Source organism: Lysinibacillus pakistanensis (assembly GCF_030123245.1).
GTDB classification, from domain to species: domain Bacteria; phylum Bacillota; class Bacilli; order Bacillales_A; family Planococcaceae; genus Lysinibacillus; species Lysinibacillus pakistanensis.
In genome coordinates this window covers 559,203-585,673 of the sequence record NZ_CP126101.1, presented here as the reverse complement: position 1 = coordinate 585,673, position 26,471 = coordinate 559,203, and the positions used below count along the sequence as shown (strand labels likewise).

General features: G+C 37.8%; 20 protein-coding genes, 2 riboswitches and 1 other annotated feature. Of the genes, 8 read left to right on the top strand and 12 right to left on the bottom strand.

What is annotated here, in order from left to right:
* Positions 1–56: 56 nt before the first annotated feature.
* The 4 genes from QNH24_RS02845 to QNH24_RS02830 all read right to left on the bottom strand — a co-directional run bounded on the left by QNH24_RS02845 (position 57) and on the right by QNH24_RS02830 (position 4,931).
* Complete coding sequence (locus tag QNH24_RS02845) at positions 57–1,079, bottom strand: ABC transporter substrate-binding protein (protein WP_283870666.1); 1,023 nt, start codon at positions 1,077–1,079, stop codon at positions 57–59.
* 363 nt (positions 1,080–1,442) lie between these two features.
* Entirely contained in the window at positions 1,443–2,021 is a 579-nt protein-coding gene (locus tag QNH24_RS02840; protein WP_283870665.1) for a TetR/AcrR family transcriptional regulator, read from the bottom strand.
* On the bottom strand, positions 2,018–4,222 hold the full coding sequence (locus QNH24_RS02835; RefSeq protein WP_283870664.1) for an FtsX-like permease family protein: 2,205 nt from the start codon (positions 4,220–4,222) through the stop codon (positions 2,018–2,020). Before QNH24_RS02835 ends, QNH24_RS02840 begins: the two co-directional genes overlap by 4 nt.
* 16 nt (positions 4,223–4,238) lie before the next feature.
* Positions 4,239–4,931, bottom strand: coding sequence for an ABC transporter ATP-binding protein (locus QNH24_RS02830; RefSeq protein WP_283870663.1), 693 nt, complete (start codon positions 4,929–4,931; stop codon positions 4,239–4,241).
* A gap of 147 nt (positions 4,932–5,078) precedes the next feature.
* Positions 5,079–5,123: riboswitch (PreQ1 riboswitch) on the top strand.
* 6 nt (positions 5,124–5,129) lie between these two features.
* Here QNH24_RS02830 and QNH24_RS02825 point away from each other — a divergent pair.
* Both QNH24_RS02825 and trpB read left to right on the top strand, forming a co-directional pair.
* Positions 5,130–5,612, top strand: a complete 483-nt coding sequence (locus QNH24_RS02825; RefSeq protein ID WP_283870662.1) for a QueT transporter family protein — start codon at positions 5,130–5,132, stop codon at positions 5,610–5,612.
* Positions 5,613–5,688: 76 nt separating this feature from the next.
* Positions 5,689–5,890, top strand: a binding site (T-box leader).
* A gap of 57 nt (positions 5,891–5,947) precedes the next feature.
* Entirely contained in the window at positions 5,948–7,111 is a 1,164-nt protein-coding gene (gene trpB / locus QNH24_RS02820) for a tryptophan synthase subunit beta (RefSeq protein ID WP_283870661.1), read from the top strand.
* 45 nt (positions 7,112–7,156) lie between these two features.
* On the opposite strand, the gene QNH24_RS02815 is transcribed toward trpB, so the two are convergent.
* From QNH24_RS02815 to QNH24_RS02805, 3 genes are all read right to left on the bottom strand, one after another.
* Positions 7,157–8,782: a long-chain fatty acid--CoA ligase gene (locus tag QNH24_RS02815; protein ID WP_283872722.1), complete on the bottom strand. Its 1,626-nt coding sequence runs from the start codon at positions 8,780–8,782 to the stop codon at positions 7,157–7,159.
* A gap of 236 nt (positions 8,783–9,018) precedes the next feature.
* Positions 9,019–9,972 carry an L-threonine 3-dehydrogenase gene (locus tag QNH24_RS02810; RefSeq protein WP_283870660.1) on the bottom strand — a complete coding sequence of 318 codons (954 nt, stop codon included), beginning with the start codon at positions 9,970–9,972 and terminating at the stop codon, positions 9,019–9,021.
* 331 nt (positions 9,973–10,303) lie between these two features.
* Positions 10,304–11,974: a methyl-accepting chemotaxis protein gene (locus tag QNH24_RS02805; RefSeq protein WP_283870659.1), complete on the bottom strand. Its 1,671-nt coding sequence runs from the start codon at positions 11,972–11,974 to the stop codon at positions 10,304–10,306.
* 241 nt (positions 11,975–12,215) lie between these two features.
* Between QNH24_RS02805 and QNH24_RS02800 the strand changes: the two genes are divergently transcribed.
* Positions 12,216–13,382, top strand: a complete 1,167-nt coding sequence (locus tag QNH24_RS02800) for an FtsW/RodA/SpoVE family cell cycle protein (RefSeq protein WP_283870658.1) — start codon at positions 12,216–12,218, stop codon at positions 13,380–13,382.
* A gap of 165 nt (positions 13,383–13,547) precedes the next feature.
* Here the strand turns inward: QNH24_RS02800 and QNH24_RS02795 are convergent, their stop codons facing one another.
* Genes QNH24_RS02795 through QNH24_RS02785 form a run of 3 tightly spaced genes read right to left on the bottom strand, consistent with a single transcriptional unit; the run spans position 13,548 to position 17,887 of the window.
* The gene (locus tag QNH24_RS02795) at positions 13,548–14,900 is read right to left on the bottom strand and encodes an aspartate aminotransferase family protein (protein ID WP_283870657.1); all 1,353 of its coding nucleotides are present in this window, start codon (positions 14,898–14,900) and stop codon (positions 13,548–13,550) included.
* A 30-nt stretch (positions 14,901–14,930) separates the two neighbouring features.
* Positions 14,931–16,460, bottom strand: coding sequence for a CoA-acylating methylmalonate-semialdehyde dehydrogenase (locus QNH24_RS02790; protein WP_283870656.1), 1,530 nt, complete (start codon positions 16,458–16,460; stop codon positions 14,931–14,933).
* Positions 16,461–16,477: 17 nt separating this feature from the next.
* The gene (locus QNH24_RS02785) at positions 16,478–17,887 is read right to left on the bottom strand and encodes an amino acid permease (protein ID WP_283870655.1); all 1,410 of its coding nucleotides are present in this window, start codon (positions 17,885–17,887) and stop codon (positions 16,478–16,480) included.
* A gap of 193 nt (positions 17,888–18,080) precedes the next feature.
* On the opposite strand from QNH24_RS02785, the gene QNH24_RS02780 reads away from it, so the two are divergent.
* Positions 18,081–19,649 (top strand): PucR family transcriptional regulator, encoded by a 1,569-nt coding sequence (locus QNH24_RS02780; RefSeq protein WP_283870654.1) that lies wholly within the window; start codon positions 18,081–18,083, stop codon positions 19,647–19,649.
* Between the two features lie 825 nt (positions 19,650–20,474).
* On the opposite strand, the gene QNH24_RS02775 is transcribed toward QNH24_RS02780, so the two are convergent.
* Positions 20,475–21,269 carry a carbon-nitrogen family hydrolase gene (locus QNH24_RS02775; protein WP_283870652.1) on the bottom strand — a complete coding sequence of 265 codons (795 nt, stop codon included), beginning with the start codon at positions 21,267–21,269 and terminating at the stop codon, positions 20,475–20,477.
* A gap of 400 nt (positions 21,270–21,669) precedes the next feature.
* Between QNH24_RS02775 and QNH24_RS02770 the strand changes: the two genes are divergently transcribed.
* The gene (locus QNH24_RS02770; RefSeq protein WP_283870651.1) at positions 21,670–22,836 is read left to right on the top strand and encodes a pyridoxal phosphate-dependent aminotransferase; all 1,167 of its coding nucleotides are present in this window, start codon (positions 21,670–21,672) and stop codon (positions 22,834–22,836) included.
* Positions 22,837–22,884: 48 nt separating this feature from the next.
* Here QNH24_RS02770 and QNH24_RS02765 read toward each other — a convergent pair whose 3' ends face one another.
* Positions 22,885–23,388 (bottom strand): PPC domain-containing DNA-binding protein, encoded by a 504-nt coding sequence (locus tag QNH24_RS02765; RefSeq protein WP_283870650.1) that lies wholly within the window; start codon positions 23,386–23,388, stop codon positions 22,885–22,887.
* Positions 23,389–23,544: 156 nt separating this feature from the next.
* Positions 23,545–23,649: riboswitch (SAM riboswitch) on the top strand.
* An 88-nt stretch (positions 23,650–23,737) separates the two neighbouring features.
* Here QNH24_RS02765 and QNH24_RS02760 point away from each other — a divergent pair.
* The 3 genes from QNH24_RS02760 (at position 23,738) to QNH24_RS02750 (ending at position 26,467) form a co-directional block, all read left to right on the top strand.
* On the top strand, positions 23,738–24,571 hold the full coding sequence (locus tag QNH24_RS02760) for a MetQ/NlpA family ABC transporter substrate-binding protein (protein ID WP_283870649.1): 834 nt from the start codon (positions 23,738–23,740) through the stop codon (positions 24,569–24,571).
* 206 nt (positions 24,572–24,777) lie between these two features.
* Positions 24,778–25,803: a methionine ABC transporter ATP-binding protein gene (locus QNH24_RS02755; RefSeq protein WP_283870648.1), complete on the top strand. Its 1,026-nt coding sequence runs from the start codon at positions 24,778–24,780 to the stop codon at positions 25,801–25,803.
* Positions 25,796–26,467 (top strand): methionine ABC transporter permease, encoded by a 672-nt coding sequence (locus QNH24_RS02750; protein WP_283870647.1) that lies wholly within the window; start codon positions 25,796–25,798, stop codon positions 26,465–26,467. The genes QNH24_RS02755 and QNH24_RS02750 overlap by 8 nt, the downstream gene beginning before the upstream one ends.
* Positions 26,468–26,471 lie beyond the last annotated feature (4 nt).

Sequence of the window (26,471 nt, the reverse complement as noted above, 5' to 3'; positions counted from 1 at the left end):
AAGATAAAGCGGGGATAGTTCTCCCCCGCTTTGCTCTAATAATGATTGTTAGGGTGTTACTTGTCTAAAAGTTCTGCACCCCAGGAATCTTTAATGTCAATTCCTAAATCATCTGCCACTTTTTTATTGATTAGTAATTTTAAGTTTTGTGGGTATTGTGCTGGTGTATCAGCCGGCGTTGCTTCGCCTTTTAGAATTTTCACAGCCATTTGCCCAGCCTCATAACCAATATCGAAATACTCAAATCCATATGCTGCTAAGCCGCCACGCGCCACAGAATCAAGCTCCCCTACAACAAGTGGTAATTTATTTGCATTCGCTACGTCAATCACAGATTCTAATGCAGAAACTACTGTATTATCAGTAATAATATAGAAAGCATCTGCTTTACCAATTAATGATTCCGTTGCTTGTTTAACCTCTGCAGAAGTTGCCGCAGATGCCTCAACTACTTTTAAGCCCTGCTCGCCCATAACCTTTTTCACTTCTTTTACTTGTGCTACCGAGTTTTGCTCTCCTGCATTGTAGACCATACCAACGTTTTTAGCACCAAGCTCTTTTAAGAATGCTACAGTTTTAGAAATCGTTTCAGGATGTAAATCAATCGTACCTGTAATATTTTTCCCCGGTTTCTCCATTGATTCGATTAATTGGGCACCGATTGCGTCTGTAACAGAAGTAAAGATAATAGGAATATCGCTAGTTGCTGTTGCTGCAGCTTGTGCAGACGGTGTTGAGTTAGCGAAGATTAAATCTACGTTTGCGCTCACTAGATTGTTAGCTATTGTTGTGTTTAGGCTGTTATCACCTTGTGCGATTTGTGAATCATATTCCACTTTTAAACCCGCGTCATCAATTGCTTTTTTAAAGCCGTCAGTTGCAGCATTTAAAGATGGATGCTCCACTATTTGAGTAATCCCAATTTTATATGTTTTTTCTGCTTCCTTGCTGCTCTCGCTTGCATTATTTTTCTTGTCTCCCTTTGAATCAGATGAACTGGAGCCACCGCTACCACAAGCAGCAAGTATCAATACTAACCCAAATAATAGGAACGAAAGCTTTTTTAAATTGCCCTTCACAAATAATCCCCCCGACTATTTTCTCTCATATTTATCACACTTCACTCAAACAAAGTGTGAACGTATCGCTATATTATCGCGATTATTAGGGTTCGTCAACAACATTATGAATGTTCTGACTTTTATATTTGACGAAATATTTTAGTTTTTCATTCAATTTGTCGCTTTAAACCGCTAAACTACGCTGTTTTACTAAAGTGATTTCTTTTTCTAACATAATAAAATTTTTTATGACAATTTTGCGAAGTTATTTAATGGACATTACCAAAATAAAAAACTTTTATTTTTCTGACATTTGATTTCAAATTATACATTAAAAAGCCTGACAATTTTCAATAGAAATGTCAGGCTTATTTTATCGTTTTACTTTTTCAAAATATCTACTAACCAGCTACTTTGTGGTAAAGGAATATCAGGGAAACAAACATAAGTTTGCGCAACACCTTGAATTGCAGAATAAAAACAACCTGCGAGCGCTTTTGGGTCTCCCTCTCGTATTACCCCTTTAGCTTGGCCTACATTAACTAAACTTTCAAATTCCTTAGAGGCAGCGATATCTTTTGACACTTGTTGAACTGCCTCTGGTAAGTTACTTGCAATCTGTGCTTGTCCAACTAACATAAATAATTTTGCTGATAACGGATAAGTTTTAAAAGAATCCAGTATCAAAGTAACCATCGTATTCAAATGCTCTAAAGGATGCTCTAATTCCTCTTCAGAAATATGAATATCAGACATACTTGCTTTAGCTCGTTCTAATAGTTCAAGGTACACCTCTTCTTTAGAGTCGAAATAATGAAACAGCAATCCTTGGCTAATTCCAAATATGTCTGCAATCTCTTTCGTTGTAGTTCCATGGTAACCATTTCTTATAAACAAATCCAAGCCCGCGTTTAGAATTTGCTCTCGTCTAACTTCCTTCTGTTCGCGGCGTTTATTCATTTCATCATAACCTCCTGCACTGATACAGCATTGAAGCTTTTTTTATAGAGTAACATAATGACTTCATATGAAACAGCAAAGATTGCAAGGGAAAGTACTATCACCTTAATATCTGGTGACATCGGTATTGCCATTGTAGAAGATTTAGCAAGTGCATCAAACAAAAATTTAGACAAAATAATCGCATAAATTGTTCCAATAATAAATCCAATGTATGCGATTATACGAAATCCTGATAAGACTATTCGATTGCATTCAGAATACGTATAGCCAAAAGCTTTCATCAATGATAAATATTTTCTATTGGAAGATATAATAACCTTTACAACAATACTAATTGTTAAAATACTTAAAGCTAAACCAATTATGATAAATAAAAATGATAGAACCACATACGTTCCCTTTTGCTGAGAGCTTGAATCGATTATATCTTCATATTTTGAAACAAATATATGCTGTTTGTTGTCAAACTCTACATTGTCATCCGTAAATACACCATTATAATCTTCTTTTTCTAAGATGCCAAACTTGTTCGCAATTTCAAAATTACTATAAACTATTTCTCCATACACGGATTGCTCAATAGCTGCAATAGGTAGTTGATAAGCATCATTATTTATATATATCTTTACTGTATCCCCAATCGACAAATCATATTTCTTACGCATCCAATCATTGACAACAATTCCTTCTTGCTTTGAAATATCTATGTTGTCCTGTTTTTGAATACTATAGAGCTTGAAAAGAGACGAACTATTAGATAATGTCATAAATTGTCCATTGTTCAATACATTACCGTTCGGAAATTCCAATTTACAATCTATCGCATAATAAGGTATTCCTGAGTCCAAAGATTCCATTATCCTAGCCTCTTTATACCGAACATTACTTTCATACTCAACTCCCTTAAGTGTTAATGAAGATACCTTATCAGACATTGCTTGCAAAGAAAAAGCAATTTGTAAATTTGCACTAGCCATAAAGCCTGTGAGCAGAGCCAATAAAACTAATAAAATGTTATTAGCAATAATTGATTTAAATACTATTTTTTTAAAAGGTAATGTTTTTCTAATTTTTTGCCTTCGCTTAACAAAAACATTTAGTTTTACTGACTCTGCATTATGAATCATTTCTAATGGTGGCTTCCGTAAGGTAAATACGGCAATTCCAAACGCTAGTATAGAGAAAAACAGCGCTGGTATTATTGTAAATAGTATGAACTGTACAGTATCGAATTTTTGTAAAACATTAGGTACAAGGAATGTAGAATTCATTCGATTAATAAATAGTGGGCTGATTATATAGGAAGTTAAATATCCTATTATTCCACCTATCAATACAAATACGCCTACTATAAGATATCTTTTAGCAATCTGTACAGTAGTATAGCCAAGTGCTTTGAAAACACCCATATCAGATTTTGTTTCATTTATATTTTGGATTATGGTTGTAGTAAGTAGTATTACTATGGTTACTATCAGGAAGCATAGGGCGCTTATAAGACAGACTTTAAACATTTTTTCTTTTGCAATTAATGAAGAAAGTATTTGAGGGTTATCCTCTTTATTAACTATTGACTTTACACTTGGGTTCATAAGCATTTTTTCTAGAAAAATTTGCTTTTGCTTCTCTGACAAATGCTCAGAAAATCGGCCAGAATAACTTATTCTTTCTTGTTCATCCCAAATTGTGTACAGATCTTCACTACATAGTATAAATGCCTGATTAGTTGATTTATAAGTTATTCCATTATCCGCTACTACTGGTGTGACTGCGTCTGGTAAAGTAAAAACGCCACTAATGAAATAGGATGTATTGCCGATGTCAACTGAATCGCCTACTGTCAGACCATTCTGCTTAGAAAAGTTTTGATCTATCGCAATTTCACTCATTTCGTTAGGTGCTACACCTTTAGAATACATCGGAATATCTATGCTACGTGTATTTTTCATTATACGAAATATATTATTCTCTTCATAAATAACTTTGTATGTTAGCGGTTCATATGTAAAAGAATACTCGTTTGAAAGGTCTTCTATTATTTCTTCTTTCTGTAGAATAAGCGTAAAATCCTGTTGATTTTGCCCTGCTAGAACATTTTTTACAGAACTTATGTTTTGAAGATAAAAAACTAGTAATGAACAAATAAACATAGAAAACACAACAACTAATACTAACGGATATTGTTTATTCAATTTCATAAGTGCACCAACCCTTTTACCATTTTATCTCGTTCACATTACATGGATGAGCATTGTTAATTATTTCTACTATTCTTCCGCTAGTCATCTTAATTACTTTCGATGCAATTTGAGCAATACTAGCATTGTGGGTTACCATAATAATTGTAAATTTCAGTTGGTTTTGAAGCTCTTTCAAGTAAGTTAAGATTTGTTTGCTTGTTTCTTCATCCAATGCTCCAGTTGGTTCATCACAGAATAAAAAATCAGGTTTCTTTGCTAATGCACGTGCAATTGATACTCGTTGCTGTTGTCCTCCTGAAAGTTCATAAGGAAGACGATGTTCTAATCCACGTAGTCCTACACCATCAATTATTTCTGTAATATTTTGATTTCCTTTTAAATCAGCACCCATCTTTATGTTAGCTTCCACATTTAAAAATGGGAGTAAGTGATATGCTTGAAAAATAAAAGCTGTCTTGTCTCGCCTAAACATGGTCAGTTCCTTTTGATTTAATCCACAAATCTCGTAATCACCATATATTACGCTTCCTGAATCAGGTGTCTCTAGCCCAGAAATTACATTTAGAAGTGTAGATTTACCGGATCCAGAGGGGCCTAAAATTACTACGAATTCTCCCTCTTCAATAGATAACGAAACTGAATTTAGCGCATAAAGCAATTCATCCCCATTTTGATAACATTTAACCAAATTTTCTACTCTTAACATGCACAACCTCCAAATTTTTATTAATTGATTAATTAATCAATTAATAAAACAATATTATTGATTAATTAATTTGTCAATAAGAGAATGGCTGTTTCTGACATTTGACTTCATTCAGCCTTCTATACTAAAATATTTAACTGTGTGAAAAACACCGTGGTTCGTAACCATCCCACGCAAAAAAACTAAGGAGAAATGAATATGAAAATAAAGTTTTTAGCGGCAAGTGGTATTATTGCAGCACTTTATATTGCTGTTACATTACTAGTCGCACCATTCGGCTTTACAGAGGTCCAGTTCCGCGTATCGGAAATTTTTAATCATCTTGTGGCCTTTAATCCACGCTTTGCCGTTGGGATTATTCTTGGGGTATTTATCTCCAATCTTTTTTCACCATTAGGCATATATGATTTATTATTTGGTGTAGGGCACTCCATGATTACTCTGGGACTGTTTATTTTAATCTGTAAATTGGTTAAAAATATTTGGGCACGTTTAATCATCAATACATTTTTATTTACATGCACAATGTTCATCATCGCCTTTGAATTGAACTTAGCTTTAGAATTACCGTTCTTCTGGACATGGTTAACTGTTGCTGCTGGTGAATTTGTTGTTTTAGCAGTTGGTGCACCGATTATGTATATATTGAATAAACGTTTAAACTTTAATCATTTAATTTAACAGACGAGTCTTGTAGATTCGTCTTTTTTTATGCTCTTGACAGTTTTCTGAAAATATTCTACAATTCTTTTCAATAATAACTGCAAAGAAAAAGAGTAGTAGCAAGCAGTAGTACTTAAAGAGAGCTGATGGCTGGTGCAAATCAGTAGTACATACTTGTGAATGGGCTTTGGAGCAGCCTCATTAAAATGTGAGGTCGAATTTACTCCCCGTTACCGGAGTACGAAAGCGCGCAGTTTTTGCGAATAAAGGTGGCACCACGGTTACTCGTCCTTTTACCAGAAGGATTGAAGTGACTTTTTTTATGGAAAAATTAGAAAGAGGAGTCGAGAGAGATGGGTAAAGTAGCAGAGAAAAATGGGTATTTCGGTGAATTTGGCGGTAGCTTTGTTCCTGAAGAACTTCAAAATGTATTGAATATTTTAGATGAAAACTTCCAGAAATTCAAAGACGATGAAGACTTTAAAAATGAGCTAGATTATTATTTCCGTGAATATGTTGGGCGTAAATCTCCACTTTATTTTGCAGAAAATTTAACAAAGCAATTAGGTGGCGCAAAAATTTATTTAAAGCGCGAGGATCTCAACCATACAGGTTCACATAAAATTAATAACGTTTTAGGACAGATTTTACTAGCAAAACGTATGGGTGCTAATCGCGTTATTGCTGAAACGGGTGCTGGACAACATGGCGTAGCAACAGCGACTGCTTGTGCAATGTTTGGTATGGATTGCACAATCTATATGGGCTTAGAGGATACCAAACGCCAAGCATTGAATGTGTTTCGTATGGAGCTTCTTGGTGCAAAGGTTGTCGCTGTTGATAAGGGACAAGGACGACTAAAAGATGCAGTTGATGAGGCATTCGCTGACTTAGTAGAAAACTATGAAACTACTTTCTACTTACTAGGTTCGGCAGTAGGACCACATCCATTCCCATCCATGGTGAAACATTTTCAATCGGTTATTAGTCGTGAAAGCCGTGAACAAATTTTAGAAAAAGAAGGAAAGCTACCAACAGCTGTACTTGCCTGTGTAGGTGGTGGTAGTAATGCCATTGGTGCGTTTGCAGAGTATATTTCAGATGAGGATGTGCGTCTCATTGGTATTGAGCCCGATAAGGCTGCCACATTGACTGAAGGGACTCCAGGGGATTTGCACGGTTTTAGATGTTTAGTATTGCAGGATGCAGAAGGTAATCCACTGCCAACATATTCGATTGCCGCTGGATTAGATTATCCTGGAGTAGGCCCTGAGCATAGCTACTTAAAAACAATTGGCCGTGGTGAATATGTTACTGTGACAAACGAGGAAGTGCTTGAAGCATTTCAGGTGCTATCTAAGGTTGAGGGGATTATTCCAGCACTTGAAAGCTCTCATGCTGTGGCACATGCCCTAAAATTAGCACCAACTCTAGCACCTGACGAAAGTATTATTATTAATATCTCAGGTCGTGGCGATAAGGACGTAGAGCAAGTATTCCAAATGCTGAATAAATAATGGAAGTAAAAGAGCGACTCCCAATGCCGGAAATCGCTCTTCTTATTATACAAGTGTACTTAATTTCGGATAAATTTCTGCTACATTATCCCTTAGTTTGGCTTTTAGGAATTTCCCAACAGACGTCTTTGGAATTTCCTCTAAAAATACAACGTCATCTGGAACCCACCATTTTGCAAAATGGCTTTCTAAAAATGCCAGTAGCTCCTCTTCTGTTGCAGACTTTCCTTCCTTCAACACAACACAAGCTAAAGGTCGTTCTTGCCACTTGGCATGCGGAATTGCTATAACTGCCGCCTCTAAAATGGCATCATGAGTCATTAACGCGTTTTCTAAATCCACTGAGGAAATCCATTCCCCACCCGATTTGATTAAATCCTTTGTACGATCTGTTATTTTAATAAAGCCATCTTCTGTTCGTACAGCAATGTCTCCTGTGTATAGCCAGCCGTCTCGATAGGCATCAGCCGTACGTTCATCACGATAATATTCATGGGAAATCCATGGACCACGTAAGCGGAGCTCACCCATCGTCTCTCCATCCCATGGTACCTCTCCATTGTCATTCACGATACTGGATTCAATGCCTGCCATTGTCATTCCCTGCATAGCTCGTGATTCAATTCGCTTGTCAATTGGCCATTCTTCCATCCAAGACATATAATTCGATAATGCTACGATTGGTGTTGTTTCTGTCATGCCATACACAACAATATATGGTATACCATAGGTTTCTTCAAAAGTACGAATTAGTCGAGTTGGTGAAGCTGAGCCACCACAACAGATTGCACGTAATGAACGAATATTCCGTTCGCGCTTCTCCTGCTCCTGTAATGCCCCAATCCAAATGGTTGGAACACCAGCTGTTAGTGTGACTTTTTCCTGCTCCACTAAATCTAAAATTAAGGCTGATGTAAAATGCGGACCTGGTAATACTTGTGTTGCGCCGACATTAACACTTGCAAAAGGTAGACCCCATGCATTTGCATGAAACATCGGTACTATAGGCATTACAACATCTCGCTCGGCAATCCCCATGGAATCAGACATACTCAACATTATACTGTGTAATACTAAACCCCTATGGGAATAAACAACCCCCTTTGGATTTCCAGTTGTCGCACTTGTATAGCACATACCAGCAGGCGAATCCTCAGCTAAATCCTCTGGGAATTGGTAATTTTCATCGGCGGCTGCTAATAGCTCCTCATAGGATAATGCATTTGGTAATGTCGTTTCAGGTAAAACGTCCTCATCTGTCATAATAATAAAATGTTTCACTGTCTTAAGCTCTGGCGCAATGTTTTCAATGATTGGTACAAGATCCTGATCAATCATTAAAATCTCATCTTCTGCATGATTAATAATATAAATTAAATGCTCTTCTGAGAGTCGAATATTCACCATATGTAAAACCGCACCTGAACATGGTACTGCAAAATATGCCTCTAAATGGCGATGCTGATTCCATGCAAAGGACCCAATTTTCATTCCTCTTTTCATTCCCAGCTTTGTTAGTGCATCTGCTAAACGGCGTGTTCTTTTAGCCCACTCTCCGTATGTTAAGCGGTGAATTTTTTCTGGACCTGTCCGAGAAACTATCATCTTTCTAGCAAAATAACTTTCTGCTCGCTTAAAAAAATTTGTTAACACTAATGGCGTTTGCATCATAAAACCATCCATCCCTTCATCTCGTAAACTTTTCCCCTTATAGAATATTATTAGTCTATATTTAATAGAATACTATTAATATTCTGAATTTTATTATATTTTAAATTTATAAATTACGCTATATATTCCAATAATTTTCTTTTTATTGTTAACTTTTTCTAAAAACAGGTATATTGAGGCATATTAAAAACAGATAACGAAATTATCGTCATCTGTTTCATTTGAGCTGTATTTATTTACGAGATTGCTTTTGTTTGCAACTTGATTTTTAATTTTTCTAGCATATCAACTGTCATTTTTGCTAAGTCATACTCCGCTTTAAAGCTCCATTCTTTCTGTGCAGCTTCTATATTTAAAGAATTTGGCCAGCTATCTGCAATCGCTTGACGTACTGGATCTACATTATAATCCATACGGAAATGCGGTAAATGCTTCTTAATTTCAGTTGCAAGTTGGGCTGGCTCAAAGCTCATTGCTGTAATATTAAAGGCATTGCGATGAATCAAGCTTTTGCTATCAGCTTCCATTAAATCAATAATTGCCTGTAAAGCATCTGGCATATACATCATATCCATATAGGTGCCTTTTTGAATATAGGAAGTGTACTTGCCTTGTTCAATCGCTTCATAGAAAATCTCAACAGCATAGTCTGTTGTACCACCTCCTGGAGGCGTTACATACGAAATTAATCCCGGGAATCGCACACCACGTGTATCTACACCAAAGCGATTGTAATAATAATCACATAGAAGTTCACCAGCTACTTTGTTCACACCATACATCGTTGTAGGTCGCTGTAACGTATCCTGTGGCGTATTGTCCTTCGGTGTTGATGGACCAAATGCACCTATTGAGCTCGGTGTAAAAAATTGTAAATTTAACTCGCGTGAAACCTCTAATGCATTCATTAAGCCACCCATATTTAAATTCCATGCTAGCAATGGATTTCTTTCAGCAGTTGCAGATAATAATGCTGCTAAATGCATCATTGTGTCTGCACCAAAATCTTTTGCTAAATCGTGCATTCTTTGTCCATCTGTCACGTCCAATATTTCAAATGGGCCCTTAGTATGTTCTAGCTTTCTAATATCTGTAGCAAGGATATTGTCCTCTCCATAAATACTCCGAAGTTTTTCTACAAGCTCAGAACCTATTTGACCAAGTGCTCCAGTAACAATTATCTTTTTCATTTCTCCAAACCTCCACCTATGAACAATTGTACTTATAGAAAGTACAATTAAACGTATATAAACATTGATTTAATAACACTTTCAATGAATTTCATTATAATGTGTTCATATAAAAAACACAACATTTATATTTACATTTTTGCAAAACGCTACACACGAGTCCTTATTTTCAGTATATGAGACCTTAAAAATATAGTGATGAAAAAATACATAAAATACATATGTACATTTAAGAAGGACAATTATCCATTTATTTCATAATTGAATTAAGCTTTTCCCATAAAAAAAGAACCTCACTTTGTATTTAAACAAAGAAAGGTTCACTTGCTTATTATATTGAAAATCGCTTCACGGCAATTTGTAAAACTTTTGATACTTTCCGCAACTCTTTTATATAATTATGGAATTGCTGCTGAGCGGTTAATTGATCTGAAGTTAGTGTAGCTACATGCTTGGTCGAGGCAGCATTTGTATCAGAAAATGTTGTTAACATCACAGCATCCTCACTAACCTTTTTCGTATGATTAGCAATCTCTTGAACGGTAGCCGATACTTCCATAATATATGGCTTAATGGTATGTACTTTTTCTAAGATTTGATTGAAGCTTGTAGCCGTTTTTCCCGTTACATGAACACCCTTCTCTGTTGCAGCTAATACACCCTCCATCATTTGCACAGCGTAGCTTGAATCTAGATGGATATTCTGCACAATGGATGTAATCGTTTGTGTTGATTGAACCGTCTGCTCTGCAAGCTTACGAACTTCATTTGCCACTACTGCAAACCCTTTGCCATGCTCTCCTGCTCGTGCAGCTTCAATTGACGCATTTAGAGCTAGAAGATTTGTTTGTGCAGTAATCCTTTCAATCACTTCCACCATTTGGTCAATAGTAGAGGCTCTTTCAACTAAATTAAAGATGGCTGTATTTGATTTTTCAACCGCCTGCTTAATGTTCTGTATTTGCGTTAAATTAGCTTGTACAATTTCTGTGCCGCTTTCTGCATCACGCGCAGTTTTATGAGCAAAATTTTCTACCACCTGTACTTTTTCTAAAATAATTTGTACACCATTCAGTACTTCTTCGAGTGATGCTGTATTGGAAGCCAACTTTGTACTTGAGGCAGCTGTTGAAGCTGAAATAGACTGCACATCCTTTGCTATTTTATGCGTTGTAGTAGATGACTGTTCCGACGATTCTTGGAGTTTCCCAGTCATTTCTTCCACCTCATGTGCGCTATTTGTTACGGTATGAAGCAGCGTTTTTACCTCATTTACCATTTGGTTGTAAGATAACACTACCTCACCTAGTTCATCATGTGCGACATAGCTAGCATTTGCTGTGAAATCGCCTTGCTCTGCACGCTTTAATAAAGATTTCAATTGACGAGTTGGTACATTTACAGCTTTTGTAGCTATAAAGCCAATAAAAATAACTAACAATACAACAAATAAACATACCCCGCCAAGCAGCCAGTACCCAAATTGCACATCCTTTTGGTAGGCCAATTGCTGTTCCTTAGCACGTTGCACCAAATAGCTTTGAGTTTCTTCTAATAGTGTATGGCTTTGCTGGCTTACAGATAAAAAGGACAATGTATAAAACTGCTGTTGTTCCTTTGGGTTCAATTGCTTATAGCTTTCAATCAATTCCATCTGCTGTGCAAGTAAGGTCTTGTATTTCTTCATTTGATGATCCATCTTTTTATCGACTTCTAGACTCACTAAATGATTTAAAGGCTGCTCCATGCTATTGAGTATGGTAATCATTTCTTGATACGGTTCTGCTGCATCCACTAAATAATCTAATTGTCGTTGTGATTCCTCTAGCTCGTTTAACCAACCCATCGGTACTAGTCCTTGTGTATAGCTCTCACTTGCTTGCCAGGACATTTTCCTTAGATAATCCACACTAAAAATTCCTAGCAGTACATTTGAAAGCACACAAACGATCATTAGTACAAGTAGCTTGTCCTTCACCATTATGTAACGAAAAAATTGCATGATCCTTGGCTCCTTCTCCAGCTCTTACCAATAATCATAGTATCCAGATATAAAGCTAGTGTTATGTTTTTGTAAATATTGTTCGAAGAGTTGTGAAGTATCTATAATTTGTAAAAAAAATATTAAATTATTTTATTAAAGACATCCTATTTAATGCTCCTTGTATTTCCATTTGCAACCTTCTATCCCTTCCTAACGTTTGGTATTAATAGTAGCGTTTTGGAAATAGGGGGGTGTTTGCGTGTTACAGGTCAAAAAACTAGATAGAAGTTTAGTCATTTGCTTGCTGTTACTTGGTGTGATAAGTTGTCTCTTCGTCCACTCTAGCAGTTCGGTATTTGAACAATATTCTAGCTCTTTTATCATCAAGCAATCACTCTACTACCTTATCGGATTTGTAACGATGTTTGTGGTAGCTACACTTGATATAGAACAACTAAAGAAGATTGGCTGGCCCTTTTATATCATCATGGTGTTATTGACATTCGGATTATTTATTGCACCCGAGAGTATAGCTAGAACGGTCAACGAGGCAAAACGCTGGTATCAGATTCCAATATTAGGTTCATTTCAGCCATCAGAGTTTTTAAAGTTTGCGTTTTTAATCGTTGTCAGCAAAGTTATTGTTGCGCATCAGGAAAAATATAAGCATCCTTCCTTTTTAACAGATATGCGGCTCCTATTTATAATTGCTGTCATTACAATTCCGCCTACACTTGCTGTTTATAAGGAGCCTGACACAGGCATGACAATGCTTTATATGGCAATGATTATACCAATGCTTTTCTTTTCAGGTATTCAAAAAAAATTGCTCATAATCTTTGCTGCTATACCAGTATCGATTATGGCCGTTGTGGTTATTCTTTATGTAAAATTTAATGATTTTTTTACAGAAACGGTCCTAAGTAAATTATCTGGGCATCAGATTTCACGCATTTATGGCTGGCTGCAACCTTATGAATATCCAGATTCATCTTTTCAAACTAGACAGGGCTTTTTAGCAATAGGCTCAGGAGAATTTACAGGAAAGGGGTACTTGCAAAACAATGTTTATGTCGTAGAAAAGCATACAGATTTCATTTTTGCAAATATCGCTGAGGAAATAGGTTTCCTTGGAGCTTCATTCGTCATTGCTCTTTTATTCTTTTTGATTTATCGCATTGTCCTCGTTACAGTAGAGGCAAAGGATCCTTTTATGACGCTAATGGGAGCGGGCATTGCTAGTTTATTGGCCTTCCAAATTACGCAAAACATTGGTATGACAATTGGACTTTTACCCGTAACAGGTATGACTTTGCCATTTTTAAGCTATGGAGGAAGCTCACTCCTATCAAATTTCATGCTAATGGGTATTGTAATGATTATCTATAAATCTTATAGCGGTTACATGTTTAAAGCGGAGGAGTAGGTGATGACTTTATGAATACTACTTTAAAAAAGAGAATTATACTGTTACTAGTTTTGACTGGATTCTTTTTGTTCATACTTATCATTCGTCTTGCTTTTCTGATGCTGTAAAAAATCAATAAGCTGTCTTATAAGTTTGGTAAAGACTTAAAAGACAGCTTTTCTATTAAATTTTATGAATATTTTCTATGACCACTTCAATTATTTTCGTTAAATCTTCTTGAGCAATATTCAGTGGCGGGGATAACGTTAAAACATTATTAAACCCAGCAACAGTGGCTCCATTTTTACCAATAATAACACCCTGCTCTTTACATGCAGCTATCACTGCATTTACTTGACTCACTGGTAATGGCTCCTTAGTTGCTTTATCTGCCACTAATTCGATTCCAATTAATAGACCTTTGCCGCGAATATCCCCAATATTTGGATGATTATTTAATGCCTGTTGAAGTGCTTGGAGGGTTGCCGCTCCTATCTTACTAGATCTCTCAAACAACATTTCCCGCTGAAGAATTTCAATATTCTTTAATGCTACAGCACAGGCTACAGGTGAACCGCCAAATGTATTAACGTGACGGAAGTAATCATATGCGTTAGAACCGGTAAATGCCTCATAAATTTCCCGTTTTACTGCTGTTGCTGATAAGGGCAAATAAGCACTTGTTATTCCTTTTGCCATTGTAATGATATCTGGTTTTACTCCATAATTCATAAATCCAAATGGCTTGCCTGTTCGGCCAAAACCACAGATTACTTCATCTACAATCATTAAAGCTCCATGCTTTTTACAAACTTCCTCAATGCCCATTAAATAATTTTCTGGAGGCATAATAACCCCGCCCCCTGTAATGATTGGCTCTAAAATCATGGCAGCAATCGTATCACTAAGCTCCCATGTCATTGTTTTATCAACAGCCCTAACACTTGCCAAATCTGTTGGAGCAACAGTGTCGCATTCATACTCACGATATTGATCTGGAGGAGCTACATGTACAAATCCAGGTGATAATGGCTCATATTTATATTTTCGCTCTGCTTGCCCAGTTGCAGCTAATGCACCAAAGGAATTTCCATGATAAGCACGATAGCGAGAAATAATTTTATAACGAGAGCTTTGCCCTTTTTGCTGATGATACTGGCGTGCAATTTTAAAAGCAGTTTCATTTGCCTCTGAGCCACTGTTGGAGAAGAAGATGACATAATCTCCGCCCAGTAATTCATTAATCTTTTCAGCTAGCTCCACTGCTGGTAAATGGCCTTGCGATAAAGGTGCATATGGATTTTTCATCATCTGCTCATGTGCAGCATCCGCTAATTCCTTTCGCCCGTAGCCAACATTCACACACCAAAGCCCTGCCATCGCATCAATATATTCAACACCATCTGTATCCTTGATTCTTGCACCTTCTGATTTTTCCACTATATAAGTAGCCTGTGGATTATAGGGTTTCATAGAATGCCAAACATATTGTTCATCCTTTTTTAAAACATCACTTTTAAGATTCACGTCAGCCATATTAACACCCCTTCTATGATTGTGATTTGCTTAACTCTTCACATCGTTATTACTAGGAAACGCAAAGGAACTTGTTGTATTCTCCGTTTCGTCTGGCCAGCGTTCAGAAATTGTTTTTGCCTTTGTAAAGAAACGAGCTTGGTCTGGTCCAAACATATGCCCTTCACCAAATTTTGAACGCTTCCATCCACCAAAATTATGATAGCCTACTGGAATTGGAATTGGTACATTAACCCCTACCATCCCTACCTCAATTTCTTCTTGGAATTTACGGGCTGCTGCACCACTATTCGTAAACATTGTGACTCCATTCCCCAGTTCTTGATAATTGATTACATCAATGGCTTCCTTTAATGTTTGAACACCTACTACAATACGCGCAGGACCAAAAACCTCTTCCTTAAAGATTGTCATATCTGGTGTTACATTATTTAGCAGTGTCGGGCCAAGGTAAAAGCCTTTTGATGTTTCACATATTTTAGGATTTCGACCATCTATCACTAGATTTGCACCTTCAGCAATGGCACCATCAATATAGCGAATAATGACATCTTTTGATTGCTGTGTAATTACTGGACCAAAATCCACCTCAGGATCTGTATAAGGCCCTATTTTCAATTGGGCAATTTTTTCTTTTAATATATCAGTAAAACGTTGCTCTGTATCTTTTCCAACAACAAGTGCGCCTGAAATAGCCATACAGCGCTGAGAAGCCGCTCCATAGGCTGCCCCTAAAAATGCATTCGCTGTTTGTTCTAGGTTGGCATCTGGCATTACAATCATAAAGTTCTTCCCGCCACCAAATGCAGCTACACGTTTATTATGCTTAGTACCTGTTTGATAAATATATTCAGCAACAGGTGTTGAACCAACAAATGAAATTGCTTGTATCTCCTTATTTTCAAGAAGTTCATTTACCGCTTCCTTGTCGCCATTGACGACTGTCCAAATTCCATCTGGAAGGCCTGCCTCTTTCCATAACTTGCTTATAAACAGTGCTGAAATCGGTACCCTCTCCGATGGCTTTAAAATAACGGCATTCCCTACTGCAACTGCCATACTTGTAATAGCAAGTGGAACCATTACAGGGAAATTAAATGGAGCAATTGTTGCAACAACCCCAAGCGGACTCTTTGCAGAAAATGCATTAATATTACCACCTACATTGACCGAGTATTCCCCCTTAAGCATTTGCGGAGCACTTATCGCCATATCTACAGACTCAATACCACGTACAATTTCTCCCTTTGCATCTTCTCTAGTTTTTCCACTTTCCTCACAGATCAAGGCAATCAATTCATCCTGTTTTTCAATCAATAATTGACGGAAATGATGTAAAACCTCTACTCGTTTACCAATCGCTGTTTTTTTCCATCCGGGGAATGCTGCCTTTGCTAGCTGGATCGCCTGCTTAACCTCTTCTTTAGTTGCTAAAGGAGCCTGTGCAATGACCTCTCCTGTAGATGGATTATAAACCTCTGAAAATCGTCCACTTGTGCCAGCTACCTCCACCCCGTTAATAAAATGTGTTAGCGTTTTCATTTTTTGCTGAACTGTCATCTTTTCACCACTCCTTGTTATTGTTGTTCAAAATCTAACTCTTCCTTTTGGAAAATCACTTCATGTTCAGGATTAGAGAGCTTTTTCTTTTGAGTGACCATGTAGAATATCATGACGATTGCCACTATAATACATGTAAAAAATATTTGAGAACGCATTGAGTCAATAAAGAACATAGAAACAAGCAATGCAGTTGTAGCCAATATAGTAAAATACGTTAAATATGGAAATAACCACATTTTCACTTTTAAGAGTTCCGGATTTTCCTGTTCAATTTTTCTTCGCATTCTTAATTGTGAAAAGGCAATAATCAAATAAAGAATTAAGGTGATTGCACTACATGAGCTAAGTAAAAACATAAAGACTTTATCTGGCGAAACATAGTTCATAATAACAGCAATATAGGAGAAAAATGTCGCAGCTAGGATGGCATTCACAGGTGCACCCTTTTTATTTAATTTCAAAAAGGCTTTCGGGGCCTCCCCCTTCTCTGCTAAAGAAAATACCATTCTTGATGTCGCATAAAGTGCAGAATTTAAGCATGATAACACAGCCGTTAAGACTACAAAGTTCATAATTTGTGCAGCAGCAGGAATTCCGATATGATCCAGTACCGCAACATATGGGCTTGTTAGAATATCCGAGGAATGCCATGGCAATAATGTAACAACCACTGTAATGGATCCAACATAGAAGATTAAAATTCGCCATGTGATAGAATTTGTAGCCTTCGTTACTGCCGCTAAAGGTTCATCGGATTCCCCTGCCGCAATCGCTACAATTTCTGTTCCCATAAAGGAAAAGATAACAATAACTACACCCATTAGAACTGCTCCAAAACCATTTGGTAAAAAGCCGCCCTGCTCAATTAAATTAGCTGTTCCAATCGCATTAAAATTTGGTGCAATGCCAAATATTATAAATGCACCAAGTCCTAAGAACACTACAATACTTGCAACCTTAATAAGAGAGAACCAATATTCAAATTCACCAAAAGCTTTTACCGAAAGTACATTTGTTAAAGTTAGCGCTACTGTCAGTAAAAGACTAAGCAACCATAAAGGAATTCCATCATACCAATATTGAATAATCGCGGCCGCAGCCGTTGCTTCTAAAGCTATGGCTATGACCCAGAAAAACCAATATAACCAACCAATCATAAAACCAGCCCAAGGACCAATTGATTCATGTGCATAATGCGCAAAAGATCCACTTGTTGGATTGACCGCTGCCATTTCCCCAAGCATTCGCATGACAAGAATGACGATGATACCAGCAAAAATATAAGATAGTATGGCACCAGGGCCGGCTAAGTTAATAACCGAGCCACTTCCCATAAACAGACCTGCCCCTATAACTCCTGCAATCGCAATCATTGTCATGTGCCTTTTCTTTAACCCTCTCTGTAAATGCGTTTGTTGCTCCATATCTGTCACCTCTTTTTTTAGATTGGATTATCGCTTAGAAAAATCTTACATGTTCCACACTTTGGAAGTAATAGACAAACTGTAAAATTCTATACTTTTGTTTTAAACATAATGTAAAATAGACTAAATATTCTTAAAATAAAATTTTTATTTTCTGAAACAATAGTAAGAGAAAAATGAAAGGGGCATACAGATGAATCAATTTAAATTAAAGGTGAAGGATGTATTAGAGAATAAACATTTTAAAAGTGCAGAAGTAGTAGCTGGAGAAGATGGATTATTACGGATTGTCAAATGGGCGCATGTCATAGAAATTGTCCAAATAGATAATTTCTTGGCTGGTGATGAATTGGTCTTGACAACTGGCATAAGCCTGCAGCATAGCATAGACGATTTTATCTTTTTTGTAGAGTCTTTAATTCACAAAAGTTGCGCTGCATTATGTATTGAGTATGGTGATTATCTACAAACCATTCCAGCAATCATTGTATCCCTTGCCAACCGTCATAGCTTCCCTATAATCGTTTTTCATGAAACTGTTCCCTTCGTTCGCATTACCCAGGATTTACATAGTCAAATATTAAATCAACAATATTTAATGATTTCCACGTTAGAATCCTACTCTCAAACATTAAATAAAAACGCCCTATTAGGACAAACAACTGAGGATATTTTACAAAATATGTATAATGAATTGAAAACACAAATTGTATTTTCTATTAAAAGCCGAGAGCCTATCTTTTTCCCAAATGCGGTGCCTCATAAGCGTCAGCAATTACTAGGGATGAAGGAAAAAGCCTCCGAATTTAAACATGAGCCTATCTTTATTTTTGATCAGCACTATGCTGATTTGACTCTTTTTAGGGCAGATGGTCAATTTTCAGAATTCGAACTACTCATTTTAGATCGTACAGCTACAGCGTTAGCACAGCTTCTAATGCGAGAGTTTTATATAGAGGAAAAAAAGAATATGGAGGATGCCACAATTCTAGTAGATTGGATAGATCAGAAATTATCGAAAGAGGAAATTTACAAATTTATTGTCACGCATCATTCTAACTTCAAAATATCAAGTGGGGCTGTCTTTATTTTAGCATCTCCACATACAGTTCCTAAAGTGCAAGAAGATATTGTCTATAGTAAGCTATATTACCGAAACCTCTTTGAACAACATGGATTTATTCCCTTTTTATTCGAGAGAAAGAGCTATATTATCTTTATTCTTCTTCATACCAAAGATAGTAAATCGGGTCGTGAATTATTGAATTCGTTATGCTCTTCACTTCAGAAGGCAGAGTTTTACAAAAAACAAATATCTCAGGGATATCAAGTAGCCATTGGAAAAGTAGTTTCAGATGTTGTAGAAATTCCCAAAAGCTATCAAACTGCGCTTGATACATTATATATTTGCAGTAAAGTGCCAACAACTTCTTTTTTTTATGATGATTTACATTTATATCATCTTATCTACAAGCTTCAGATGCAGGTGAATTTGCAGGAAGTGATTCAAGATTATTTACAGCCCGTTATTGAATACGATCGGAAATATAATAGTAAGCTACTAGAAACGTTGCAGGTCTATTTACAAACAAATGGCTCCAAGCAGCAGACAGCCAAACAATTGTTTATTGTACGGCAGACACTCTACCACCGCTTAAAAAAACTGGAAAGTCTATTAGGTGAAAATTTTATGAAGGGGCATAATCGTATTACACTTGAATTTATGCTACTTGCAAATTCTTTGATTGAGGATAAAAATTAAATCCCCTAGTTTTGGAGTCAAGCATTTCGCTCGGGGTCTCTGCTGTTTCGCTCGGGGTCTCTGCTGTTTCGCTCGGGGTCTCTGCTGTTTCGCTCGGGGTCTCCGCTGTTTCGCTCGGGGTCTCCGCTGTTTCGCTCGGGGTCTCCGCTGTTTCGCTGGGGTCTCCGCTGTTTCGCTCGGGGTCTCCGCTGTTTCGCTCGGGGGTCTCCGCTGTTTCGCTCGGGGTCCCGCTGTTCGCTCGGGGTCTCCGCTGCCTGGGTTCCGCTGTTTCGCTCCGCTGTTTCCTCGGGGTCTCCGCTGTTTCGCTCGGGGTCTCCGCTGTTTCGCTCGGGGTCTCCGCTGTTCGCTCGGGGTCTCCGCTGTTTCGCTCGGGGTCTCCGCTGTTTCGCTCGGGGTCTCCGCTGTTTCGCTCGGGGTCTCCGCTGTTTCGCTCGGGTCTCCGCTGTTTCGCTCGGGTCTCCGCTGTTTCGCTCGGGGTTCCGCTGTTTCCTGGGGTCTCCGCTGTTTCGCTCGGGGTCTCCGCTGTTTCGCTCGGGGTCTCCGCTGCTCGCTCGGTCTCCGCTGTTTCGCTCGGGGTCTCCGCTGTTTCGCTCGGGGTCTCCGCTGTTTCGCTCGGGGTCTCCGCTGTTTCGCTCAGGGTTCCGCTGTTTCGCTCGGGGTCTCCGCTGTTTCGCTCGGGGTCTCCGCTGTTTCGCTCAGGGTTCCGTTTCGCCTGGGTCTCCGCTGTTTCGCTCGGGGTCTCCGCTGTTTCGCTCGGGGTCTCCGCTGTTTCGCTCGGGGCTAGTAAGCTCAAGTCGCTCTGCTTCTTGAGCTTGCTACCAATCATTAGTTGTTCACAGTTACGCCACTATATAGCCCAGGTCTGCGGTCATCATAAACTGGAATTCTACCTCGGACTTCATCAACAATAGAAAAGTCTACATCAATAACAGCCACTTCTTCATCATCAGCACCAACCCAAAGAACCTCTCCCCATGGCTGAATAATCATAGACTGGCCATTGAAGTTTTCTACCTTTTTGGAAATACGGTTTACCGCAATAACAAAGCATTGATTTTCGATGGCACGCGCTTGAAGCAAAGTTTTCCAATGGTCGATACGAGGTGTTGGCCATTGTGCTGGTACAAATAAAACCTTTGCTCCCTCTAAAGCGTGGGCACGAAGCCATTCAGGGAAGCGGATATCATAGCAAATTACTCCTGCTGCCTCTATATCTCCGAGCGTAAAGCGATTCATCTCATCGCCTGCCTCTAAATATAAATGCTCGTCCATTAAACGGAAGAGATGCGCCTTGCTATATTCACCTACTAGCTCACCATTTTTATTAAACGTATACATTGTATTGTAAAATTTATCGCCCTTTTTTGTTGCAACAGAGCCGCCCACAATATGTAAACTCAGTTCCTTTGCCAAACTTGCTAAAAAGGCTTTCGTACGCACCCCATCTTCATCCGCTAGCTCTGGTAAACGCTCAAGTGCATAGCCTGTATTCCACATTTCTGGTAGTACAATAATTTCCGCACCTCGATTTGCCGTTTCTCGAATCTTCTCCTCAGCTCGGGCAAAATTTTCATCTACTTTGCCAAAGCCTACATTCAATTGAATACAGCCAATTTTCATCTCATTTCCTCCTTTAGACATTTTTAAGTTTGTTTTCGCTTTTACACATTTCATTATACAATATTTAATTCTAGACTAATTTAAATTTATCCAGTTAGTTGGTCATTCGACGTTGCCGCTTTGTCTATTATTTACAGCAAAAAAAGATTATTCATTTCAGAACGATCTTTTATACAAAGAGCTACAACTTACTCAACCAATTCTACTGTAAGTGTAGTAACTTCAATTGGTGCCGTATCTCGTATCGTACCATCGTAACTTATGATTTGGTCGCCTGTAGTTTTCAGAGACTTTCAAACCTTTTATAAATAAAGGGTCTAGACAATTAGTAAAAAAAGTAATAGTATTTGCATCATATTCTTTAATAATAATTATTATATTCTGAAAAAGGTGAATGTGCATGGAATTCTCAAAAAAACTACAGCAACTCCCAACACAGTTTTTTGCAGCACTTGTGCAAAAAGTAAATGCTGCCTTGGCTGAGGGGCGCGATGTAATCAATCTTGGACAGGGAAATCCTGATCAACCTACTCCTCCACATATTATTAAGGCTCTACAGGAGGCAGCCGAAAATCCTCTTAATCATAAATATCCACCATTTCGTGGCATTGCTGAATTACGCCAAGCTGCGGCAGATTTCTACAAACGTGAATACAATGTAGACATTAATCCTGAAACAGAGGTGGCTATTCTTGGTGGTACAAAAATCGGTCTTGTTGAACTACCTTTAGCTATATTAAATCCTGGAGATACAATGCTATTACCCGACCCTGGCTATCCCGATTACTTATCAGGCGTCGTATTAGGGGATGTAAATTTTGAGGTACTGCCACTTTTTGCAGAAAATAGCTTCCTCCCTGATTACGCAGCTTTACCTGATAATATAAAAGAAAAGGCGAAACTTCTGTATTTGAATTACCCTAATAACCCGACTGGTGGTACAGCAACAATTGAATTTTTCGAGGAAACCGTTCGCTTTGCAAAAGAGCATAATATCAGCGTTTCACATGATTTTGCCTATGGGGCAATTGGATTTGATGGAAAAAAACCTGTTAGCTTCCTACAGGCAGATGGTGCTAAAGATGTTGGAATAGAAATGTATACTCTATCCAAAACATACAATATGGCAGGCTGGCGCATTGGCTTTGCAGTTGGGAATGCTGATATTATTGCTGCTATCAATTTAATACAAGACCATCTATTTTGTAGTCAATTCCCTGCTGTTCAACAAGCAGCTGCGATTGCACTCTCATCATCACAGGAATGTGCAAATGAGCTCACAGCTACTTATGAACGTCGACGCAATGTCTTAATTGAGGAGGCTCAGCGTATTGGCTGGCACGTAACTGCTCCTAAGGGCTCCTTTTTTGCATGGCTCCCTGTTCCAGTAGGCTATACAAGTGAACAATTTGCAGACCTCTTACTCGACAAAGCAGATATTGCTGTAGCAGCAGGAAATGGCTTTGGGCAATATGGCGAGGGCTATGTCCGTGTTGGCTTACTTGTAAGCGAAGAACGTTTACGTGAAGCTATAAATCGAATCGAACAATTAAATTTATTTATATAAACAAATTCAATAAAAACTGTTCTACAGCAATGCCATAGAACAGTTTTTTCATTTCTCAATCTTTCTTGGACTCTGTAAGTCTTTTTCTAAGGGATAAAATTGAATATGTCCTGTTTCATCATCAAATTTGCGTATATGCTGAATGTCCTGTACCTCTGCCAAAACGATATCGGCCGTAATCACAATATTTCCGCCCTTTATCAAATGTCCTCCCGCTACTTGACCCCATTGATCACTCATTGATCCATGAAGATGCGTCTCATAGTCTCCATCACGTTTACACACAACACCAGCACCTTGAATAAATTCAAGTGGTCCCTGTTTTTTTATCACTTCACTGAAACGGACATTGATTTTAGAGATCTCATCTGGTATTAAATAAACAAAACTACTATTTTGCAAACTACCAATACAACTAACAATGGTCGCTGACTCAATATCGTTCTCTTGACAGATAGCCTCTATTCCCTCGATAATATCAGTCCCCATTAAAATACGAGCACTAATGACTTTTCCAAATGCTCCAACTCCATAATTTACTCTTATAGACATCTCTACACCTCTTTTTGCTACTATATTTTCTGTGGCTTTATCTTGATTTAGTGGACAATAAACCCGCTAAATAAAATAAAAAATCAAAATATTTATTGACTAATAATAACCTATAATTTATATTAGTTCTATCGGATTTATAAAAATACTATATATCTCTTATCAAGAGTAGCTGAGGGACTGGCCCTATGAAGCTCGGCAACCTCCTTTTTAAAGGAAGGTGCTAAATCCTGCAAACGATCATCGTTTGATAGATAAGAGAGGACGTTTTTTCATGAGCCTCTCTTAGTTTATAAGAGAGTTTTTTTATTTTTAAAAATCGATAATACAAACTTTGGAGGTCATTTTCATGAAGAAACGAAACAAATTTTTATTAGGCTTAGCAGGTCTTACATTAGCAGCAGCGTTAGTAGGTTGCGGTTCAAAAGAAGATAGTAAAGAAGACCAAGGTAAGGCTATTGATGAAAATAAGATCGTAGTAGGTGTTACTTCTGGTCCACATGAACAAATTGCAGAGGCTGCGGCAAAAGTGGCAAAAGAAAAAGGTTTAGAAGTAGAGCTTAAATCCTTCTCTGACTATGTTTTACCTAATACTTCATTAGCTGAAGGTGATCTTGATGCAAACAGCTATCAGCACGAGCCTTTCTTAGATACTTTTAATAAAGATCACGATACAGACTTAGTACCAGTTGGAAAAACTATTCTGAATCCAATGGGTGTTTACTCTGAAAAATATAAATCTTTTGATGAAATACCAGATGGAGCAACATTTGGTTTACCAAACGATCCGACAAACGGTGCCCGTGCACTATTTGTTCTGCAAGAGGCTGGCTATATTAAATTAAAAGAAGGTGCTGGGCTAACAGCGTCTATCCGTGATGTTGAGGAAAACAAGAAAAATTTAAAATTCATAGAGTTAGAGGCTGCACAAATTCCAAAACAACTTAGTGAGGTTGATGTAGCAGCTATTAACACAAACTTTGCGCTGGAGGCTGGCATTAATCCTAAAAAAGATTCTATCCTTTTAGAATCTACTGAATCCCCTTATGTAAACTATATTGTAGTACGTGCTGAAAATGAGAATGATCCAACGATTAAAAAATTTGTTGAAGCTTATCAATCTGATGAAGTACGTAAATTTATTGAAGATGAATTTAAGGGTTCTGTAATTGCAAGCTGGTAGGTTGCTTAAAAATAAAACGGGTTTTCCCATCTTCCACTGATTAATCGTTGAAAAAATCGGGCCTATACCGCTGTTAGATTCCTACTCAGCATTATTTGTTCTTGAAGAGGGAATTTTCCAGCCCATTAAGCAGGATAAAATAAGAATCTGCGAGACTCCTTTGGGAAAGCGAGCAGATTCTTGCTTTTTAGAAAGGAGACATCCAGATGATTCGATTAGAAAATATATCTAAAGAATTTAAAACAAAGAAAGGTATTGTCAGAGCAGTTGATGGGATTAACCTTCATGTTAAAAAAGGTGAAATTCATGGGGTTATTGGCTATAGTGGCGCAGGTAAAAGCACACTTATTCGCTGTGTTAACCTATTGGAACGTCCAACTGCAGGAAAAGTCTGGATCAACAATGTGGATATTACTTCCCTTTCCCTTAATGATCTTCGTAAAACCCGTCAAAAAATCGGGATGATTTTCCAGCATTTTAATCTCTTAAAAACTGCGACCGTTTATAACAATATTGCTATCCCATTAAAGCTACTTGGCTATAACGATACCGAAGTGAAAAATCGTGTGGCGAAATATGCTGAAATTGTTGGCTTAACAGAAAAATTAGAGAGCTTTCCAAGTCAGCTTTCAGGTGGTCAAAAACAACGTGTTGCTATTGCACGTGCGTTGGCACAAGAACCTGAAATCTTACTAAGTGATGAAGCGACTAGTGCACTTGATCCAGAAACAACAGAAGCCATTCTCGAGCTTTTATTGAAAATTAATCGTGAGCTAGGCATTACTATTTTACTCATTACACATGAAATGAATGTCATACAAAAAATCTGCGATGATGTATCTGTTCTTGAAGCAGGGAAAGTTGTGGAATATGGTTCAGCTATTGATCTTTTTGCGAAGCCGCAGCATCCAACAACGAGAAAGTTCTTAAGCACGATTTCACAGCGTAATCTATCCCCTTCCCTTATTCAGCAGCTCAATGTTTCAGGGAGTGTTATTCGTCTAACATTTCTCGGTGAAAGTACTGGAAAACCATTATTGGCAGAGGTCAGCAAAGTTTACGATGTTCAGCCAAATATTTTAACTGCCAATATTATTGAATTAAAAAACGGCATTGTCGGAAATATTGTCGTTCATTTAAATGGTGAAGCACAAATTGTACAAAAGGCATTAACGTATTTCACCGAAAATGGAGTAGCCGTAGAAGAATTAGGAGGCGAACAAAATGAATAGTATTCAAAGCTTCTTTACAGATTGGTCCGATGTTATTGGGAAATCAATTATCGAAACCTTCCAAATGGTCGGAATTTCTTTATTCTTTTCCGTTATCATTGGGATTCCGTTAGGGCTCTTAATTGTTTTAACACGTCCTGGTCAATCTTTCGAAAATAAATTTCTTTATCAATTTTTCAATTTATTCATTAATATAATTCGCTCCGTTCCATTTATCATTTTACTCTTCTTTATTTTACCGTTTACAAAGCTAATTGTTGGGACAACGATTGGTGTGAAAGGTGTCATTGTACCACTTGTTGTTTATACAGCACCTTACATCGCACGACTGATGGAGACAGCACTTTTAGAAGTGGACCCAGGTGTTGTAGAGGCTTATACAGCAATGGGCATTAAACGCCGTCATATCATCTGGAATGTTTTATTACGCGAGGCTCGCCCTTCTATTATTTTAGGCTTAACCATTGCCACAATTGGTCTTATTGGAGCAACGGCAATGGCAGGTATGGTTGGTGCCGGTGGTTTAGGTGATCTTGCATATCGTTATGGTCATTTACGCTATGAGGTCGATGTTATGTATGCGACTGTATTTATTTTAATCATCCTTGTTCAGAGTATTCAATCTATTGGCAATCGATTTGCAGCAAAACTTAAGAAGGATTAAGGAG

Excerpts from the sequence above, each read along its gene's own strand:
- QNH24_RS02840 (WP_283870665.1), bottom strand. The coding sequence starts at position 2,021 with ATGAATAAACGCCGCGAACAGAAGGAAGTTAGACGAGAGCAAATTCTA.
- QNH24_RS02835 (WP_283870664.1), bottom strand. The coding sequence starts at position 4,222 with ATGAAATTGAATAAACAATATCCGTTAGTATTAGTTGTTGTGTTTTCT.
- QNH24_RS02830 (WP_283870663.1), bottom strand. The coding sequence starts at position 4,931 with ATGTTAAGAGTAGAAAATTTGGTTAAATGTTATCAAAATGGGGATGAA.
- QNH24_RS02825 (WP_283870662.1), top strand. The coding sequence starts at position 5,130 with ATGAAAATAAAGTTTTTAGCGGCAAGTGGTATTATTGCAGCACTTTAT.
- trpB (WP_283870661.1), top strand. The coding sequence starts at position 5,948 with ATGGGTAAAGTAGCAGAGAAAAATGGGTATTTCGGTGAATTTGGCGGT.
- QNH24_RS02815 (WP_283872722.1), bottom strand. The coding sequence starts at position 8,782 with ATGATGCAAACGCCATTAGTGTTAACAAATTTTTTTAAGCGAGCAGAA.
- QNH24_RS02810 (WP_283870660.1), bottom strand. The coding sequence starts at position 9,972 with ATGAAAAAGATAATTGTTACTGGAGCACTTGGTCAAATAGGTTCTGAG.
- QNH24_RS02805 (WP_283870659.1), bottom strand. The coding sequence starts at position 11,974 with ATGCAATTTTTTCGTTACATAATGGTGAAGGACAAGCTACTTGTACTA.
- QNH24_RS02795 (WP_283870657.1), bottom strand. The coding sequence starts at position 14,900 with ATGGCTGACGTGAATCTTAAAAGTGATGTTTTAAAAAAGGATGAACAA.
- QNH24_RS02790 (WP_283870656.1), bottom strand. The coding sequence starts at position 16,460 with ATGACAGTTCAGCAAAAAATGAAAACGCTAACACATTTTATTAACGGG.
- QNH24_RS02785 (WP_283870655.1), bottom strand. The coding sequence starts at position 17,887 with ATGGAGCAACAAACGCATTTACAGAGAGGGTTAAAGAAAAGGCACATG.
- QNH24_RS02780 (WP_283870654.1), top strand. The coding sequence starts at position 18,081 with ATGAATCAATTTAAATTAAAGGTGAAGGATGTATTAGAGAATAAACAT.
- QNH24_RS02775 (WP_283870652.1), bottom strand. The coding sequence starts at position 21,269 with ATGAAAATTGGCTGTATTCAATTGAATGTAGGCTTTGGCAAAGTAGAT.
- QNH24_RS02770 (WP_283870651.1), top strand. The coding sequence starts at position 21,670 with ATGGAATTCTCAAAAAAACTACAGCAACTCCCAACACAGTTTTTTGCA.
- QNH24_RS02765 (WP_283870650.1), bottom strand. The coding sequence starts at position 23,388 with ATGTCTATAAGAGTAAATTATGGAGTTGGAGCATTTGGAAAAGTCATT.
- QNH24_RS02760 (WP_283870649.1), top strand. The coding sequence starts at position 23,738 with ATGAAGAAACGAAACAAATTTTTATTAGGCTTAGCAGGTCTTACATTA.
- QNH24_RS02755 (WP_283870648.1), top strand. The coding sequence starts at position 24,778 with ATGATTCGATTAGAAAATATATCTAAAGAATTTAAAACAAAGAAAGGT.
- QNH24_RS02750 (WP_283870647.1), top strand. The coding sequence starts at position 25,796 with ATGAATAGTATTCAAAGCTTCTTTACAGATTGGTCCGATGTTATTGGG.